General features: G+C 57.0%; 14 protein-coding genes. 12 read left to right on the top strand and 2 right to left on the bottom strand.

Going from position 1 to position 17,969, the window contains the following annotated elements:
- Window positions 1–11 precede the first annotated feature (11 nt).
- Complete coding sequence (locus tag Q354_RS0107760; protein ID WP_027857102.1) at window positions 12–788, top strand: hypothetical protein; 777 nt, start codon at window positions 12–14, stop codon at window positions 786–788.
- On the opposite strand, the gene Q354_RS0107755 is transcribed toward Q354_RS0107760, so the two are convergent.
- A complete protein-coding gene (locus tag Q354_RS0107755) occupies window positions 785–1,279 on the bottom strand; it encodes a DUF302 domain-containing protein (RefSeq protein ID WP_027857101.1) in 495 nt (164 codons plus the stop codon). The genes Q354_RS0107760 and Q354_RS0107755 overlap by 4 nt on opposite strands.
- A 114-nt stretch (window positions 1,280–1,393) precedes the next feature.
- Here Q354_RS0107755 and ttcA point away from each other — a divergent pair, with 114 nt between their 5' ends.
- The 11 genes from ttcA to recD all read left to right on the top strand — a co-directional run bounded on the left by ttcA (window position 1,394) and on the right by recD (window position 17,764).
- Complete coding sequence (ttcA, locus tag Q354_RS0107750; protein WP_027857100.1) at window positions 1,394–2,293, top strand: tRNA 2-thiocytidine(32) synthetase TtcA; 900 nt, start codon at window positions 1,394–1,396, stop codon at window positions 2,291–2,293.
- Between the two features lie 245 nt (window positions 2,294–2,538).
- A complete protein-coding gene (locus tag Q354_RS24995) occupies window positions 2,539–4,032 on the top strand; it encodes a response regulator (protein WP_051559979.1) in 1,494 nt (497 codons plus the stop codon).
- Window positions 4,033–4,297: 265 nt separating this feature from the next.
- Window positions 4,298–5,110 (top strand): class II glutamine amidotransferase, encoded by an 813-nt coding sequence (locus Q354_RS24990; protein WP_084332514.1) that lies wholly within the window; start codon window positions 4,298–4,300, stop codon window positions 5,108–5,110.
- A 243-nt stretch (window positions 5,111–5,353) separates the two neighbouring features.
- Window positions 5,354–5,680, top strand: a complete 327-nt coding sequence (locus Q354_RS0107735; RefSeq protein WP_027857099.1) for a DMT family transporter — start codon at window positions 5,354–5,356, stop codon at window positions 5,678–5,680.
- A gap of 13 nt (window positions 5,681–5,693) precedes the next feature.
- A complete protein-coding gene (locus Q354_RS0107730) occupies window positions 5,694–6,545 on the top strand; it encodes an Nmad3 family putative nucleotide modification protein (RefSeq protein ID WP_027857098.1) in 852 nt (283 codons plus the stop codon).
- A gap of 165 nt (window positions 6,546–6,710) precedes the next feature.
- The gene (locus Q354_RS24985; RefSeq protein WP_051559977.1) at window positions 6,711–8,315 is read left to right on the top strand and encodes a methyl-accepting chemotaxis protein; all 1,605 of its coding nucleotides are present in this window, start codon (window positions 6,711–6,713) and stop codon (window positions 8,313–8,315) included.
- 104 nt (window positions 8,316–8,419) lie between these two features.
- Window positions 8,420–8,689: a hypothetical protein gene (locus tag Q354_RS0107720; protein ID WP_027857097.1), complete on the top strand. Its 270-nt coding sequence runs from the start codon at window positions 8,420–8,422 to the stop codon at window positions 8,687–8,689.
- A gap of 72 nt (window positions 8,690–8,761) precedes the next feature.
- Window positions 8,762–8,965 (top strand): hypothetical protein, encoded by a 204-nt coding sequence (locus tag Q354_RS24980; RefSeq protein ID WP_036228915.1) that lies wholly within the window; start codon window positions 8,762–8,764, stop codon window positions 8,963–8,965.
- A gap of 171 nt (window positions 8,966–9,136) precedes the next feature.
- The gene (recC, locus tag Q354_RS0107710; protein WP_027857096.1) at window positions 9,137–12,430 is read left to right on the top strand and encodes an exodeoxyribonuclease V subunit gamma; all 3,294 of its coding nucleotides are present in this window, start codon (window positions 9,137–9,139) and stop codon (window positions 12,428–12,430) included.
- A complete protein-coding gene (recB, locus tag Q354_RS0107705) occupies window positions 12,423–15,920 on the top strand; it encodes an exodeoxyribonuclease V subunit beta (protein WP_027857095.1) in 3,498 nt (1,165 codons plus the stop codon). The genes recC and recB overlap by 8 nt, the downstream gene beginning before the upstream one ends.
- Window positions 15,920–17,764 (top strand): exodeoxyribonuclease V subunit alpha, encoded by a 1,845-nt coding sequence (gene recD / locus Q354_RS0107700; protein ID WP_051559976.1) that lies wholly within the window; start codon window positions 15,920–15,922, stop codon window positions 17,762–17,764. The genes recB and recD overlap by 1 nt, the downstream gene beginning before the upstream one ends.
- 31 nt (window positions 17,765–17,795) lie before the next feature.
- Here recD and Q354_RS28860 read toward each other — a convergent pair whose 3' ends face one another.
- Window positions 17,796–17,930, bottom strand: a complete 135-nt coding sequence (locus tag Q354_RS28860; RefSeq protein WP_281174717.1) for a hypothetical protein — start codon at window positions 17,928–17,930, stop codon at window positions 17,796–17,798.
- Window positions 17,931–17,969: the final 39 nt, after the last annotated feature.

Genomic DNA, 17,969 nt, shown 5'->3' with positions numbered 1-17,969 from the left:
GCAGGGAGTGCATGTCGGGATATCGTGCTGTACGGATACTGTTACTACTGATTATCCTCCTGCTGGTGTCGGTGAATACCTGGCTGTCTCAAACCCGCACAACCGATTGGCAGGAACCTCTCTGGGCTGTTGTCTATCCTATCGCTGCCGATCAGCTGCCCATCACCCGCCTCTATGTGAATGCCCTGAGCGAAGATCACTTCGAGGATATGGAACGCTTTATGGCACGCGAGGCGCAGCGCTATGGGGTGGTTCTGGATAAGCCCCTCGAAGTTAAACTGGCGCCGCCGCTGGAAGTACAGCCGCCGGAACCGCCGCAGAACCAGAGTGTACTCAGCAGTATTATCTGGAGCCTGAAGATGCGCTACTGGGCCTGGAATAATGATAACTGGCAGGGGCCTGAGCCGGATATCAAGATCTATATGCGCTTCTTTACCCCGGATTACGACCGTGTTCTGGCCCATTCCCTGGGATTACAGAAGGGGATGATCGGTGTGGTGAACGGCTTCGCCAGTATTGATTATCAGGCCCGCAATAACTTCGTCGCCGCCCATGAGCTATTACACACCCTGGGGGCCACCGATAAATATGATCCGCGTACCAGCTTTCCGCTCTGGCCTGATGGCTATGCCGACCCGGACCGGAAACCGCTATTGCCTCAGTCCCGTGCCGAGATTATGGGCGGGCGGGTACAGGTGAGCGCGGGCTGGGCGCTGATGCCGAAAAGCCTGAAGCAGGCGGTGGTAGGTGAGCGCACCGCCCGCGAGATTCAGTGGTTGTCGCCTTAATCCGTTGTGACAGCGGTTTTCAGCGCCTTGACGATATCCGCTTCCAGCTCTTCCAGTATCGGCTGGGCCGGACTCTGCGGGTTGATCTGGGAGGGGCGCAGGAAGTAAATCTGAGTGATGCCGGATTTCTGTGTCAGGGTAACGGACAACGGGCACAGCGCCAGCATTTGCGGGTCCTTATTGCTGACCTGATTGACATACCAGGGGTTACAGAACACCAGGCTCTGGATCTCTTCGAGCTGATTACGGTTGTAGTCCTCCTTCCAGCGGTCCTTAAAGCGTGACACCGACTGACCGATATTAGGCTCGAACACCACAAAGAAACGGTGCTGCTCCAGTGCTTCATAAATTTTGAGGTAGTTCTGGGAAAATTCGCCTTTGATCTCCATCGTCATGACCGGACCCGCTTGAAGTGGCAGGCTGAACAGCCAGATCAGCGGCAGTAGTAGCTGTTTTGCAACGAAACGGGCAGGGGCTTTGAGGAATGACATCCGTTTTCTTCTCCTTGATCGCACGGGTGCTGAAATATTCGCAGTTTAGCAGTCCGCTGTTCCGGGGTATAATCGCCGCCTTTTAATTAGCAACAGCGATCAGCGGCAGGCGAAATGAGCGAAGCGCAAGACCTGGAACTCGAGCAGAAAAAGCGTAAGACCCGACAGAACAAGCTGCAGAAACGTCTGCGTCGTGAAATGGGGCGGGCAATCGAAGACTTCAACATGATTGAAGATGGCGACAAGGTGATGGTGTGCCTGTCAGGGGGCAAAGACTCCTATGCCATGCTTGATATCCTGATGAACCTGCAGAAGAGTGCGCCGATCAGCTTTGAGCTGGTGGCTGTAAACCTTGATCAGAAACAGCCGGGCTTCCCGGAGCATATTCTTCCGGCCTATCTGGAAGGCATTGGCATTCCTTTCAAGGTGCTGGAACGGGATACCTACTCGGTGGTGAAGTCGGTGGTACCGGAAGGGAAGACCACTTGTGCCCTTTGCTCCCGTCTGCGTCGTGGCACGCTGTATGGCTATGCCGAAGAGATCGGGGCCAACAAAATTGCCCTGGGTCATCACCGGGACGATATTCTGGAAACCTTTTTCCTCAACATGTTCTATGGCGGAAAAATGAAGTCGATGCCACCGAAGCTGGTATCCGATGATGGCAAGAACATGGTGATCCGTCCGCTGGCGTATGCACGCGAGAAAGATATTGCCGCCTATGCCGAACTGAAAGAGTTCCCGATTATCCCATGTAACCTCTGCGGTTCTCAGGATGGCCTGCAACGCCAGGTGATTAAAGAGATGTTGCAGGACTGGGATCAGCGATTCCCGGGCCGTATCGAGACAATGTTCCGCTCGTTGCAGAACGTTGTGCCTTCCCATCTTGCCGATACGGAACTCTTTGATTTCAAGGGCCTGCAGCTGGGCTTTGCTCACGGTATCGCCGAAGGTAACGGACTGCGCGGTGTGGCCGCTGCTCCGGTACCTGAAATGATCGATATCCTCTCCGTCTGATCACTCGCTAAAGGCGCGGGACCGGCTCTCCTGTCCCGCTGTACCGCTCGACTGGCCGCGACATGCGGCTCCGCAGATACCATTCTTAACATTCTTATCTACACTGACTGTGCTGGCCATGAAAAGGCCGGATACTGAATCTGATCCGGAAGTTGGAGCCCTGCTCCAGGGGTTGTTCTGGATTCCTCTGGTGCGCCTGAGTTACCGGAGGTCTCCAAAAGGGACTCGGAAATAAGGATGCCCAGATGGAGCAAAAAGTATTCGTCGCCGACGGTAGTCCGGCCCTGACTGCATTCTACAAAGCGATACTGGAGGAGTGTGGTATTGGTGTGGAGACATTCCACTCCGCAGCCGCCAGCCTTGCCAGACTGAAAGTGTTAAAGCCCGACCTGATGCTGATTGGTGGGCAGCTGGAAGACGGAGACTGCATCAGTCTGTGTGAAGCCATCAAGTCTGAGCCAGCCAACCTTCTGCTGCCGGTGATCATCGTTTCTTCTCAAAGCTCCGCGCAACTTCGGTTGAACTGCTTTCAGGCCGGCGCCATCGACTTCATTCATAAGCGTTCAGGCCCCGCGTTTCTTGTCGAGCGGGTTCGTTCGGTGCTCGAACGGCAGGACAGGCTTCTGATCGATCAGTACCGCCAGCGTAAGCAGCACAAAGTGCTGGTGGCTGAGGACAGCAAGTCCCTTCGCAACCTGTATGGTGAACTGCTTTCAAGTATGGGCTGCAGCAGTGAGCTTTGTTGTGATGGCCTGGAGGCATGGAATTACCTCAGCCAGCATGATGACGTTGATCTGATCATTACCGATATTGAAATGCCGGAACTGGATGGCCGGGCACTGAACCGGAGGGTGCGTGCGAATAACGACTATGATCATATTCCGGTTATTGTCGTAACCCATCGTGATCAGGATGAGCTGCTTTGCTCACTGCTGTCAGAAGGGGCAAATGATTACATTACCAAGCCATTTGTGCATGAAGCATTCCGGGCCCGGATTCAGAATCACCTTCGAACGCGGCAGCTGTACCGGGAGCTGGAATGTGCAAATTCCGAGCTGCGGGATTTCAATACGCATCTGGAACGGCGGGTTGCTGAGAGAACCCGTGAGCTGCATGACGCTCATATGGATACCATCGCCAAACTGTCATTGCTGTGCGAATACAAGGATAAGACAACCGGTAATCATGTGAACCGGGTGCGCTTCTATTGTGAGGAGCTGGCCAGAGCTATCGGCATGGATGACGACCAAGTAGAGCAGATTGGACTCTCAAGCATGATGCATGATGTTGGGAAGATCACAACGCCCGACTCGATACTGAATAAAGCCGGCAGGCTTAACAGTGACGAGTGGCAGCAGATGCAGCAGCATGCCGAAGCCGGAGCGCGCTTGCTGGGAAACGGCAGCTTCTACGCCATGGCAAGGGATATCGCCCTGGCGCATCATGAGAAAGTCGATGGCAGTGGTTATCCTCGCGGACTGAAAGGCGATCTGATACCGCTGGCGGCGCGCCTGGTCGCTGTGGCGGATGTATATGATGCGCTGACCTCCAAGCGCAGCTATAAGGAGGCCTGGCCACCTGAAGAGGCTGCAGCGGAGTTACGGCGAATTTCCGGGACACATCTTGACGCCAGGCTGGTCGATGTCTTTTTGAAATTGCTTGAAACAGGCAAATTGGACTATATTGCACGACGCTACGATGCAGAACTGGCCGAAAAGTACCAGACCACTTCCGAATAAGGGACTAGCTGGACTGAGAACGGTGACAGTCGCCTGATCTGGAAGGGGATTAAGCTTTTCAGATTACAGTCCCCCGGGGAGTCGGAGCCTGTAGAGCCTGGTCAGTTTAGTCAGGCCTGATCTTAACTGTTTGACAAGCACGGTACCTTTTCCCGGTCTATTGCACCGGATGCCAATGGGAGCGGCGTGTAGAACGTATTGTGAAGACAAAGCGCTCGATACGAAAAGGTAGCGACAGAATGGAATCATTGCCGGGAATCAGAAAATGGATAGAGTTCTTGTTGTCTCTTCAGCTACGCCCGTTCTTATACGCAGTGAGCAATCACTCTGGCCCGCAACTGATGACCAGAGATCACGCGTCGACTGGGGACTGGTGCAGTATGAGGGCAGCGAAGCGCTTTGCCTTAAAGAATCGGCTGCCCGCCCGGGATCAGTAGGTCAGCGGGCACTGTCCCAGTGGGATCGTGCCGTGTATCACTCTCTCTTTGCCGCCAGCAGCACCGACAGCAGTCGTCGCGATCTGAGTCGTCAGGGGCCTTATGTCCGTGAGATGGCCGGGCATCATCATTTTTTTCTCCATGAAGGCCGTTTACCCGGCATTGAGGAAACATACCGGTTTCCGCTGGGGAGCTTCAGCCCTTTAGGAGAGAGCGACAGTGAGCGAGCTTTCTGTGCGCTGTTATCGCGTAATCAGATTATCTGGAAAGATGGACGGCCAGAGAGAATTGTTCGCCTTTCTATCGTAACGGACTTCGCATCACGGATCGCCCCGTTGGGGGCCGCGCCGTTTATCTATTCCGATGGTGACTATCTGTATGTGCATTCCGACCGCCGTCTGATTGATGGTGCCGTCAGGCCCGGATTTTACGTACTTGAAACAAATACCCGGCACGCATTGAAAGATGTCACGCTCCAGTCCTCAGATGCCGCGCCATTAGTGCTGATCAGCGACCGGCCGCTTTCTGACGGAGAGTGGCGACCGATGAGTGATGGCGAAGTACTGATGATTCGCCAGGGCGAGGTTGTGGATCATTGTAAGCCGCTGGAAATTCTTGAAGAGGAGTTTATGGAAGACTAACTGATCGCTTGTGGCGTCTTCCCCGAGGGCTGGCTGCGACAAGGCAGGTTAGGAATCGGGGATATCTGTGGTGGTGCATCAGATATTTGCTGCGTTGTGACTGCAAGGCCCGCCCTGTCTTGATAGTGCCGTTTCCCGTTTCCACGCAACTCTGTGTTGTCACTCCTGTGTTGTCACTCAATGCGTTGCCTCTGTCAGGCAGGATGTGCAAACTGTGCGCTTCACCTATTCGGGAGAGTACAGATGCAACACTGGCTATACCTGCTGGCTGCAATCCTTTTGGAGGTTGGCGGAACAACCGCGATGAAATACTCGGAAGGCTTCAGTCGCCTGCTTCCGTCGGTGTTGATGTTTGTCTGCTATGGCCTGGCCTTTGTCTTCCTGACCTATGCGCTCAAGGTGTTCGAAGTCGGGACTGCGTATGCGATCTGGTCAGGAGTGGGAACGGCGGCGATTGCACTGATCGGCGTGCTCTGTTTCAGTGAAGCCGTGACCACGATGAAACTGATATCCCTTTCTCTGATTATTCTGGGTGTAGTCGGCCTGAATCTGGCTGGTGGTGCTCATTGAACCTATCCCCTCTATGAAAATCATCTTAAGCCGAAAAGGCACTGATTCCAGTGCGGGGGGCCTGGCAAGCCCGATATTCCCCGATGGTCGCCTGTTATCTCTGCCGATCCCGCAGGCTGACGGGCCTGTGCGTTACAGTCAGTTGCATCAGGATAATCTGCCATTATCCCGCCTGATCAAGCAGTTAGGAGGTAAGCAGTGGCGCAGTGCCTGTCACCTTGATCCGGATATAGATCCGCGCCTGAAGTCCGTCGATGAACAATGGCTGCCTGCATTCGGGCAAAGTGGCAGTGCACAACGGCATCTGGAGCAGGAGGGCGTGGGCGTAGGCGATCTGTTTCTGTTTTTCGGCTGGTTTCGTGAGGTCGAAAAAGTGCGCGGGCGCTGGCAGTTCCGCCCAGGGGCAGCAGATATGCATCATATCTATGGCTGGCTCCAGGTCGGTGAAATCGCGACTCCGGACAGTCAGCTGGCAGCTCGCTTCCCCCAGCTGCAACAGCACCCTCATCTGGTAAAGGACTATCCGTTCAATACCCTCTATCTGCCCACACCCCGCCTGACCCTGCCCGGGGGTGAGACGGATTTGCCCGGCTCTGGCTGCTTTAATCACCATCGTCCTGAATTGAAACTCACCCGGGAGGGAGCAACCCGTTCTGTCTGGCGCCTGCCCCCGGCATTCTGGCCTGACGAATTTGAACAGGCGCTGAGCTATCACCGTCAACCTTGGCGCTGGCAGCAGACAGATGAAGAGGTTGTTTTGCAGGCCGCGGCCCGGGGACAGGAGTTTGTGCTGGATTTGGCATTTTCAGGTGATATTGCTCCCTGGCTGGAGCAGCTGTTCAGGCCGCTGTGCCAGGCAGAATAGGTCAGTCCGGAGATGCGGAGCAGAAAGAGTATTCATTGACTAGTCTATGTGAGGCTGGCATGGATATAATCTTTGAGTTATCTCATAACTAGGAATAAAGTCTGAGTTTATGCTCTGTCTGCATGAACATTCATTCTTCACAGATACCCGGAAAGGAACTCTCAAATGACCCTTAAACATCGTTTTTTGCTGTTGCTTGCAGGCGTTGTCGTGGCATTCGCGGCATTATTCGCCATCCAGAGCTGGCAGAACAGCGCACATCAGGACAGTTGGGAGAAACTGCAGCAACAGGCGCAGGCGCGACAGCAACTGCTGCTGGAGATCCGGCAATATGCGGGCTACGGAGCCCTGATTCATAATTTCAAAAACTATGTTCTGCGCGGAACCCCCAAATACCATGAGCGTGTCATCGCTGACTTTGAGCAGGTCTCCGGGCTGATCGATCGCTATCGTGACCTGCCACAGCTGACCACGGTGGAGAAAAAGGCGCTGCGGGATATCTCCGATACATTGCTTAAATACCGCAACGCCGCAGATCAGATACAGGCGCTTATAGCTCAGGGGTTCTCTGTCCGTGAACTGGATAAAGCCGTAAAGATCTCTGATGGCCCGGCTATCGAAGGCTTTCAGCGTCTGGAAAAGCACTATCAGGAGATAGTGCAGAATGCGACTGCGGAGTTTGAAGCGATCAGTCGTGCGGGCTTCCGGTATATGCTTCTGGCCACCGGCATCGCACTTGTCCTGATTATGGGCGTGGCTTTCTGGCTCTATCAGTACCTTACCGGCCGGCTGGACACGCTGTTTGCGGCCCTGAAAAACCTTACCGATGGCCAGGGCGACCTGAGTCAGCGCCTGCAGTTAAAAGGCAATGATGAGTTTCAGCGCCTGGCCCAGGAGATCAACAGCTTTATGGCCAATATGGCGAAGCTGATTGCTGATATTCATGGCCTGTCGCAGGACCTGGAACTCGGACTCGACCGGATTAACAACAATGCCAGCGGCAACGCTGCCCGCACCGAGCAGCAGAAAAACGAGACAGAATTGCTGGCCGCAGCGGTTGAGGAGATGGCGAACACCGCTCACAGTGTTGCTAACAATACCTCTGATGCCGTGAAAGCCGTGGATCATGCCCAGACTGAGTTTACTGCCGGGGTTGATTCTCTGGGCAGTGCAGCTGACGGTATGCGCCACCTGGCGGAGGATGTCCGCCAGGGTGCAGCGGTGATTACCCGACTCAAGACCCAGTCAGACCGTATCGGTGAGATTGTCAGTGTGATTGGTGATATCGCGGATCAGACAAACCTGCTTGCATTGAATGCGGCGATTGAGGCGGCCAGGGCCGGTGATCAGGGACGCGGTTTTGCAGTGGTTGCCGATGAGGTGCGTACCCTGGCGGGACGGACCCAGCAGAGCACTATCGAGATTCGCAAAATGATCGAGGAGCTGCAACTTGGCAGTGAGAATGCTGTACGTGTTATGGCCTCCAGTGAAGAAAAGAGCGGCCACGCGGTAGAGCGGGTTCAGCTAGCCGAGCGGGCCCTGAAGGAGATCTCGCAGGAGATGGATCATATCTCAGACCTGAACATGCAGATTGCCAGTGCATCGGAGGAGCAGTCGGCTGTTACCGATGAGATCAGCGCAAATATACAGCGGATCTTCACCCTGTCAGAAGAAACGTCTCAGGCCGTGGCCGAGAATAAGAATGCCATCGCCACGCTTGACGGACGCAGTGAAACGCTGAACGGACTGGTTGCCCGATTTCACGTATAGACCGACCGCGACGGAGCGCGCAGAGAAGAGCTGGAAAGCTGGCAGGATATCGGTATGATGTGCTGCCCGCAGGAAGGGCAGAACAGAGTTCAGGGAGTCAGTCCGTGTCAAAACTGGTGAAACAACTTACTCAGCGACATCGTAAACGGCAGCGTACCGGCTTATTGCTGGCGGCATTGTTGGGGCCTCTGGGGTTGGTGTACAGCTCCTGGGCTGCGTCGTTGTTGTTGACGATTATCGCGATGGCCGGTGGTTATTCCTGGACGATTCCCGCAGTCTGCTGGGGGTTCTCGCTGATCATCAGCCCCTGGCTGGTGCTGCGCCGCAATCGTAAACTGCAGGACAGTATCCGGGCATTTACCCGTTTATCCTGACTGCGTTATGCTGATGTAATCCCTGGCCGGCCTGTCTGGCGATTGAAGTAAAAAGACCTGTTGAGGTAAAGCGTGAAGAGTTTCCTGTTTACGACTGATAATGATCGCGGTGGCGTGATTCTCTGTGACCTGGATACTCTTGAGGAAGCCGTAGTCTATCTTCAGAACCGCTTTGCCGGTGTTGTCAGGGTCGAGCAGGGACGTGATTACTGGACCCCTGAAGAGGGGTTTACGGCGTTGCCTGCGGCTGACCCCGATCCTGATTCCGCCGGATAGCCCGGCGTTTCCGCTTTACCCGCAACCCCCATTTCTTGCTGCCGCTGTCCGGCCAGGCCGGTCTCTCCTGATGCGTCCGTATCTTAATCCGCCATCATCCTCTGTTCTCAGCCCGTAACCTGATCGGTTAAGCTTGTAGCCTCCATAGTTTGCACCGACTTCAGGGACCCGATGTTTCGAATCTATCACTCAAATGAGCTGGACCTTCTCAAAGACCTGCTGGTTGAAATGGTGCGCCGTGAGCCGCTCCAGGACCCCTTTGCCCGCGAGACCATTCTGGTGCAGAGCCCGGGTATGGCCCAGTGGCTGAAACTCGAGCTGGCGAAAAGCCTTGGCATCGCGGCGTCGGTGGATTTCCCGCTGCCAGCCAGTTTTCTCTGGGAGAGCTTCTCTCAGGTGCTCGACGGCGTGCCGCGCCGCTCTGCCTTTGAAAAGGAGGCGATGAGCTGGAAGCTGATGCAACTCCTCCCGGACCTGTTGCCGCGCGAAGAATTTACCGCGCTGGCGCAGTATCTGAGTGACGATCAGTCTGATTTCAAGCTTTACCAGCTGTGCGGCAAGATTGCCGACCTGTTTGACCAGTATCTGGTCTATCGGCCGGACTGGATCGCCGACTGGGAGCAGGGCGGGCAGATGGCGGCCGAGACCCAGTTATGGCAACCGATCCTCTGGCACGCACTGGTACAGAGAAGTGCTGAGCTGGGCCAGCCGCACTGGCACCGGGCCAATATGTACAGCAGCTTTGTGTCGGCCCTGGCCAGGACCGACGCTGCCCGGGCGGGGTTGCCCGAACGCCTGTTTGTCTTTGGCATTTCGGCTCTGCCACAGAATTACGTCGAAGCGCTGCAGGCGATGGGACGTAAGGTGGATGTGCATCTGATGGTGACCAACCCCTGCCAGTACTACTGGGGCGATATCGTTGACCGGGCACAGATCGCCCGTATCAGCCGTCGCTGGTTTGATAAGCCGGGTGTGGACGCAGAGAGTTATTTTAACCACGGTAACCCGATACTGGCGTCCATGGGGAAGCTGGGACGGGACTATCTTTACCTGCTGCAGGATCTGGGGGCCGATGAGATTGAGCTGTTTCAGGAGGCTGAACCGAACAGCCTGTTGTCCCGGGTGCAGAAGGATATTCTGCAGCTGGACGATGCCGCCCGCTTTCCCGCTGCGCGGGATGTGATAGAGAGCAGCCATTACAAGCAGTCCCTGCAGCCCGATGATCGTTCGATCAGCCTGCACAGTTGCCACAGCCCGCTGCGTGAGGTTGAGGTATTGCATGATCAGCTCCTGGCGATGTTTGAGCGCCAGCCGGACCTTTCACCACGGGATATCATCGTCATGGTGCCGGATGTGGCAGCCTACGCGCCTTATATCGAAGCGGTATTTGCCAATGCCCCGGCTGAGCGCTACCTGCCGTTTTCGATCTCCGACCGTTCTGCACAGCAGGAGAATCCGCTACTGCTCAGCCTGCTGAAGCTCACCTCCCTGCGCCAGAGCCGCTTTACCGTCTCGGAGATGCTGGAGTTGCTGGAAGTGCCGGCCGTATTGCGCCGCCTTGAGCTGGATGAAGAGGACTATCACACCCTGCGACGCTGGATCTCGGCGGTGAATATCCGCTGGGGACTGAACAGCGAGCATCGCAGCCTGCTGGACCTGCCGCTGTTTGAGCAGAACAGCTGGCGCTTTGGCCTGAAGCGGATGCTGGCTGGCTATGCCATGGGCGAGCTGGATCAGCTCTGGGATAGCATTGCGCCGTACAGCGAGGTAGAGGGACTGGAGGCGGCCCTGCTGGGACAGTTGCTGGAGTTTATCGATCTGCTGGAGCGCTGCCAGCAGAGCTTCAGTGGCGATAAGCCGCTGAACCAGTGGATACTGGAAATTAACCAGCTGCTGCAGGACACCTACCTGGCCGACGATGATGATGAAGTGGCGATGGAGCGGGTGAGAGAGTTGCTCAAGCGGCTGGCGGAGCAAACTGCAGATGCCGCTTTTGATCAGCCGATCTCTGCTGAGATCCTGCACGACTATCTCAGTAACGGCCTGTCATCGCAGCGTTCCAGTCAGCGCTTTATGGTCGGGGCAATCAACTTCTGTACGCTGATGCCGATGCGCTCGATCCCGTTTCGGGTCGTGTGCCTGCTGGGGATGAATGATGGCGACTATCCGCGCAGCATGCCGCCGTTGGGGTTCGACCTGATGTCCGATCAGCCGCGCCGGGGAGATCGCTCCCGGCGCGACGATGACCGATACCTGTTTCTGGAGGCGCTGCTGTCGGCCCGGGAAACACTCTATATCAGTTATGTCGGGCGCTCGATCCAGGATAACAGCGAAAAAGTCCCCTCGGTGCTGGTGAGTGAGCTGATGGAATACTGTGGCCAGGGATATGTGCTGCCGGAACATCTGACACTGAACGGTCTTGATAGTACCGATGCCCTGCGCCGTCGCCTGACCACCGAGCATCCACTGGCACCTTTCAGCGCCGCTTACTTCCGTCAGGGGAGTGCATTGTTCAGCTATGCCCGTGAGTGGCTCGGTGCCGCGGCCCCTCAGGCCGATGCCAGCGCGGGTTTCCTGGTCAAGCGGCTTGAGGCGGATCTGCCGGAATCCCTTGAGCTGAGCGAGTTGCAGGCGTTCTTCCGTAACCCCTGCCGCTACTTCCTAAATCAGCGCCTGAAAGTGTATTTCCGTGATGGCGACAGTCAGACCCTGGATGAGGAGCCTTTCGATCTGGAGCGTCTGGATGATTACCTGCTGAAGAATCGCTATCTCAAGGTCGCGTTAGAGCAGGGGCCGCTGGACCGGGTGGACGCGCAGGTGTATGCCGAAGGCTTGTTGCCGGTGGCGATGGGAGGCCAGCGCCTGCTGGCAAAGCTGCGCCATGACTGCGAGGAGCTGGCGGAAAAGGTGAATGCCCTGAAGGAGGGAGAGCCGCAGCGACGTGAGCTGCGCCTTGATATTGCAGGTCTTAGCCTGACCGCCTGGATCGATGGCTTTTATGAAGATACCTTGCTGCGATACCGACCCTCTCAGGTCCAGGCTCACGATCGTATAAACTGCTGGATCGAACATCTGGCCTGTTCACTTGCTTTCCCCGATCTGAAAGTAAGCTACTACCGGGGACTGTCCGGGCTGGTCAGCTTCAGGCCGCTACCACGGGATAAAGCCGCAGAGCAGCTGACACAACTGGTTGAACTCTATAAAGAGGGCCGGTGCCGGCCGATCGCCTTTGATCCGGGGTGTGCCTGGGAATACTACAAGCAGCTGGAAAAAGGTGAAGACAAAGCTCAGACCGCACTGGAGAACCGCTTTAACGGCGGCCCCCGTAACTTCGGTGCACTGGATGACCCCTATATCCGCCGTATCTACCCGCAACTGAATATGTTTGAGACTGAACTGAAAATCCTGGTAGATCAGCTGATCCAGCCAATGCAGCCATGGATGGAGGAGAATCGCGATGACTAAGCCATTGCCGCTGGATCCGATCACCTTTCCCCTGCACGGACTGCGCCTGATTGAGGCTAGTGCCGGCACGGGCAAGACCTACACCATTACCGCACTCTATCTGAGATTGCTGCTGGGGCATGGTGCCGAGGCCGGACGGCCATTGCCCGGGCCAGACCAGATTCTGGTAGTGACCTTTACCGAGGCGGCAACCGAAGAGCTGCGTGACCGTATCCGCAACCGTATCGGTGAAGCGCGCCTGGCATTTCTGCTGGGGGCCAGCAATGACCCGCTGCTGCAGCGTCTTCTGGATGATACAGAAGATCATCCTGCGGCGGCCCGATTGCTGGAGCAGGCGGCGCAGCAGATGGATGAAGCGGCGATCTTTACCATTCACGGCTTCTGTCAGCGGATGCTGCGCCGCCATGCCTTTGAAAGTGGTGCGTTGTTTGAGAGTGAGCTGACTCAGGACGACCAGCCACTGGTGCGCAATGCGGTGCTGGATTTCTGGCGCAGCCAGATCTATACCATGTCGCCGGCACTGGCTGATGCGGTGCTAAACCAGTGGAAAACGCCGGATGCGCTGTTGGCCGATATCCGCTCCTGGCTCAGTACCCACGAACTCCGGCTGCAGCCCGACCTGTCCGGACTGGATCTGGAGCACAGCTTTCAGTTGCGCCAGCAGGAGATCGACCAGTTCCGCCAGACGTGGCTGCAGAATAGCGACGATCTGGAAGCGCTGATTCGTGATTCCGGTGTGAATAAAAGCAGTTACCGCAAGGATTTTGTACCGAAGTGGATAGCTCAGATCGCTGCCTGGGTCAGTTCCGAACAAGCCGAACCCTCGAAAGAGGTGGCGAAGCAGCTACAGCGCTTCTCTCAGGAAACCCTGATCAGTAAGACTAAAAAGGGCGCGCCGCCAGAACACGCACTGTTTCGTCAGATCGATCGGTTAGCCGACAGTGAAGTACCGCTGCGGCAGGCGATGCTGGCCCGGGCAATGGCGGAGGTGAAGCTGCGCCTGCAGCAACATAAACAGCAGCATAACCTGCTGACGTTCGACGACTTGCTATCCGGACTGGATAGCGCTATTCAGCGTGAAGGTGGTGAGCGGCTGGCTGAAGCGATACGCCAGCAGTTTCCGGTGGCGATGATCGATGAGTTTCAGGACACCGATCCGCTGCAGTACCGTATCTTCAGCACCCTCTATGGCGATCGGGATGACGCCGCACTGATTATGATCGGTGATCCGAAGCAGGCGATCTATGCCTTCCGCGGCGCCGACATCTTTACCTATATTACCGCCCGGCGTCAGGTTGGGACACCCTATACTCTGGATACCAACTGGCGCAGTACCGGTCAGATGGTGGCATCGGTAAACCGTCTGTTTGAGTCGGCGCAAAGCCCCTTTATCTATGATCAGGATATCCTGTTTCAGCCGGTAAAGGCGGCCGGTAAGTCCGACAAGACGCCGCTGACACTGGAAGGTAAAAAGCTCTCGGCGATGGCGCTCTGGCATCAACCGGGAGAGCCGCTCTCGCGCACGGATTATCGCAGGTGTTTTGCCCGCGCGACCGCCGTCGAGATCGACCGTCTGCTCAGCAGTGACTGCCGGATCGGCGAGCGCTGCTTGCAGGCGGGTGATATCGCGGTACTGGTGCGCGACCGTTATGAGGCGGATGCGGTGCGCAGTGCGCTGGCGCAATTTGAACGCCCCTGTGTATACCTCAGTAACCGCGAAAGCGTGTTTGCCAGCCAGGAGGCGGCTGACTTCTACCTGATTCTGCAGGCCGTCCAGGAGCCGGGCCGGGAACGGGCGCTGCGCGCCGCACTGGCGACCGAGCTATTGCAGCTGGATGTGGAGGCGCTGGATCGCCTCAACCATGATGAGCGCACCTGGGAAGCCACGGTGGCTGAGTTCAGCGACTATCAGCAGAGCTGGCACCGCCACGGTGTACTGCCGATGCTGCACCGCCTGTTGCAACGCCGAAACCTGGCTGAGCAGTTGCTGGCCATGCCGGGTGGTGAGCGTCGTCTGACCGACCTGTTACATATTGCCGAGCTGTTGCAGCAGGCCAGTACCGAGGTCGAAGGGCACGCAGGTCTGTTGCGCTGGTTTGCCGATCATATTATGGCGCCGAATGGCGGGTCAGAAGAGCAGCTGCTGCGGCTGGAGAGCGACCGCAATCTGGTAACTATGGTCACCGTACACAAATCCAAGGGGCTTGAGTATCCGGTGGTATTCCTGCCTTTCGCGGCCGACCTGCGGCAAGCCAGAAACGCCTTTTATCACGATGATGACGGACAGGCGATCCTCGACCTGGATGAAGAGGACGAAGCGATGGGGCTGGCTGATCGGGAGCGGCTGGCGGAAGAGATTCGTCTGCTCTATGTAGCCCTGACCCGTTCTGTCTATCGCTGCTACCTGGGACTTTCCCACCTGAAAATCGGTAACAGCAAGAAGAGTGTACTGGACCAGGGCGCACTCGGTTATCTGCTGCTGGGCGATGGTGCAGAGCTGGACGACAAGCTGGCGCTGCTGCAGCAAAGTGACTGTGGTATCGATCTGATGTCGCCGCCGCAGGATGTCGCGCAGGTCGATATGTTTGGCGATCAGGGGCATCAGGACGCTGCTGAGCAAACACTGCAGGCGCGCCAGTTTACGGCGCAGGTACCGCGCGGCTGGCGTATCACCAGCTACTCGGCACTGGCCCGTCATGGCGGCCAGGCGGTGGTGGAGTTGCCGGGGCTGGATCTTGAAGTAATTGAAGAGAGAGACCAGCACGTAACCGAAGAGCACAGCATCTTCACCTTCCCCAAGGGCGCGCGGGCAGGGACTTTTCTGCACAGTCTGTTTGAGGAGATTGATTTCCCGCAGGCACGTGGTGCGGAACTGCAGGCGCAGATCGCCGAAAGCCTGGAAGTCGAGGGATACCCTGAGCACTGGCTGGGCGTGCTGGACCAGCTGGTGGCGGATGTGCTGGATACCGAACTGGCACCGGGGCTGGCACTGCGCAATCTGTCAGCAGAGGATAAGCAGGTGGAGATGGAGTTTATGCTGCCGGTTGAGGGGCTGAATGCGACCGCGCTGAACAAACTGATCAGCCGCTATGATCCACTCTCAGCCCAGGCTCAGGGCCTCCACTTCGATGCCGTAAAGGGGATGCTGAAGGGCTTTATCGATCTGGTGTTCCGTTATGAGGGGCGCTATTACATCCTCGATTACAAATCCAATCATCTGGGCGATCAGCCCGAACTGTACCAGGCAGATGCGCTGGCCAACGCCATGACCGGGCATCGCTATGATCTGCAATACCAGCTGTATGCGCTGGCGCTGCACCGCTTACTTGCCAGCCGGTTACCAGATTATGATTACGAACGCCATTTTGGCGGTGTTTACTACCTGTTCCTGCGGGGTATGAAAACCGGCAGTGACAGCGGGATTTTCTTTAACCGGCCACCGCATGCGCTGGTCGAAGCGTTGGATCAGATGTTCAGGGAGGCTGGGTAATGGTGGATACGTTCTGGGATGAGCTGAAGCAGCTGCAGGAGCAGCGCCTGATCCGTGCGCTTGATTATCAGTTTGCCCGTTTTCTTGCGGTTCAGGGGGCCTGCAAGTCTCAGGCCCTGCTGGGAGCGTTGGTCAGCGCCCAGCTGATGCAGGGCAATGTCTGCCTGCCCGCCGCGCAGCTGCTGGCATCGGGGGGACTGGCACCGGAGATTAAGGCGCTGCTGGCTGGCTGGATGGAAGCTGTCCCACAACCCGATGGACATATTCTTGGCGATGGCAGCGGGCCCGATGGCGATGGCGCGGTAACACCACTGGTGCTGGATGCCGGGCGTTACTACCTGTATCGCTACTGGCGCTTCGAGCGTGATGTCAGTGAAGAGTTGTGCCTGCGTGCCGGACCGGTGGCGCAGGATCTGTTAGCGCTTAAACCCACTATCCGCGAGCTGTTCCCGCCACAGGATGGCGAGATAGACTGGCAGAAGGTTGCCGCCGCGGTAGCAGTACAGCGACGCTTCGCGGTGATCAGCGGAGGGCCGGGTACCGGTAAAACCACTACGGTTATCAAGTTGCTGGCACTCTATATCCATCAGATGATGGAGGAGGGGCGGGCCCCCCTGATACGCCTCGCGGCACCAACAGGCAAAGCGGCTGCGCGTTTGTCCGAATCGATCTCTGGCGCGCGTCAGAAGCTGGGCTTGCCGGATGCAGTGGATACGCTGATTCCCGAAGATGCCTCCACCCTGCATCGACTGCTGGGAGTGATCCCAAACAGCCACCGGTTTCGCCATAATCGGGAAAATCCGCTGCACCTGGACCTGCTGGTGGTGGATGAGGCTTCGATGGTCGACCTGCCGATGATGGCGCGCTTGCTTGAGGCGCTGCCTCACAGCGCCCGGCTGGTGCTGATTGGTGACCGGGACCAGCTGGCCTCTGTCGAGGCGGGTAGCGTACTGGGCGATATCTGCAGCTGGCCGGGTGAACCGGGTTACTCGGCTGCGCAGGCCGCCAGACTGGCGCCGCTGTGTGATCTGCCTGTTGAAGCGTTGCAGCAGGACTATTCCGCCGCCATTGCCGACAGTGTGGCGCAGTTACGCAAGAGTTATCGTTTCCACGAAAACAGCGGTATTGGCTATCTGGCCCGTGCGGTCAATGCCGGCGAACCCTTTGCGGTAAACCAGGTATTGCACCGGGGCTGGTCGGACATCGCTTTCAATGCGCTGGATAAGGCCAGCTATGAAAAGCTGATCGGGAGTTGTGTCGATGGCTACAGTGCTTACCTGAAGGCGATGCAGCAGGGATCCTCACCGGCGGTTGTGCTGGCGCTGTTCAGTGAAATCCAGCTGCTCTGCGCCCTCAGGGAAGGCCCTTTCGGTGTCGCGGGCCTGAACGAATCGATCCGTAAGGGGCTGGCGCGACGTGGACTGGTCAGCAGCGAGGGGCAGTGGTTCAGCGGCCGCCCGGTGATCGTGACCCGCAACGAGCCTGCACTGGAGCTGTATAACGGAGATGTAGGCATTGCCTTGCCCGATGACGAGGGGGCGCTGAAAGTGTGGTTTGAGCAGGCTGGGGAGGTGCGCCCGGTGCTGCCAAGCCGCCTTCCGGATCATGAGACAGTGTTTGCCATGACTGTTCATAAGAGCCAGGGCTCGGAGTTCCGCCACACCTTGTTGGTGCTGCCACCGGGAGATAACCCCCTGCTGACCCGGGAGTTGCTCTATACCGGTATTACCCGGGCAAAAGAGCAGTTTGATCTATACGCCACGCTGCCGTCCCTGCGCCTGAGTGTACAGCGCAGAACCGAGCGGGTAGGGGGATTACGGGAGAGGCTATGGGAGAGAGGGTGATCTCTCCCGTCATTACACATCAGGAATAGAATCAGCGTCTGCGGCGCGGGCGCTGCTGATCTTCGCTGCGAATGCGGATAGGCTTCAGGGAGTCCTGATTGCGGCCTGCCAGCATAAAGATGATCGCTACCGCCGCCATTGCTACTAAAGATGTCTCAATAATCATTCAATACTCCTTAGCCGAATATGCTCGGCGAACGGCTAT

It is taken from the genome of Marinobacterium jannaschii DSM 6295, from assembly GCF_000620085.1.
GTDB lineage: Bacteria > Pseudomonadota > Gammaproteobacteria > Pseudomonadales > Balneatricaceae > Pontibacterium > Pontibacterium jannaschii.
Note: the sequence above shows the minus strand (reverse complement) of the source record. Positions and strands in the feature narration are given on the sequence as shown.

Coding starts and splice junctions, on each gene's coding strand:
- Q354_RS24995 (WP_051559979.1), top strand. CDS start 2,539: ATGGAGCAAAAAGTATTCGTCGCCGACGGTAGTCCGGCCCTGACTGCA.
- ttcA (WP_027857100.1), top strand. CDS start 1,394: ATGAGCGAAGCGCAAGACCTGGAACTCGAGCAGAAAAAGCGTAAGACC.
- recC (WP_027857096.1), top strand. CDS start 9,137: ATGTTTCGAATCTATCACTCAAATGAGCTGGACCTTCTCAAAGACCTG.
- recB (WP_027857095.1), top strand. CDS start 12,423: ATGACTAAGCCATTGCCGCTGGATCCGATCACCTTTCCCCTGCACGGA.
- Q354_RS24985 (WP_051559977.1), top strand. CDS start 6,711: ATGACCCTTAAACATCGTTTTTTGCTGTTGCTTGCAGGCGTTGTCGTG.
- Q354_RS24990 (WP_084332514.1), top strand. CDS start 4,298: ATGGATAGAGTTCTTGTTGTCTCTTCAGCTACGCCCGTTCTTATACGC.
- Q354_RS0107730 (WP_027857098.1), top strand. CDS start 5,694: ATGAAAATCATCTTAAGCCGAAAAGGCACTGATTCCAGTGCGGGGGGC.
- Q354_RS0107760 (WP_027857102.1), top strand. CDS start 12: ATGTCGGGATATCGTGCTGTACGGATACTGTTACTACTGATTATCCTC.
- recD (WP_051559976.1), top strand. CDS start 15,920: ATGGTGGATACGTTCTGGGATGAGCTGAAGCAGCTGCAGGAGCAGCGC.
- Q354_RS0107755 (WP_027857101.1), bottom strand. CDS start 1,279: ATGTCATTCCTCAAAGCCCCTGCCCGTTTCGTTGCAAAACAGCTACTA.
- Q354_RS0107735 (WP_027857099.1), top strand. CDS start 5,354: ATGCAACACTGGCTATACCTGCTGGCTGCAATCCTTTTGGAGGTTGGC.
- Q354_RS28860 (WP_281174717.1), bottom strand. CDS start 17,930: ATGATTATTGAGACATCTTTAGTAGCAATGGCGGCGGTAGCGATCATC.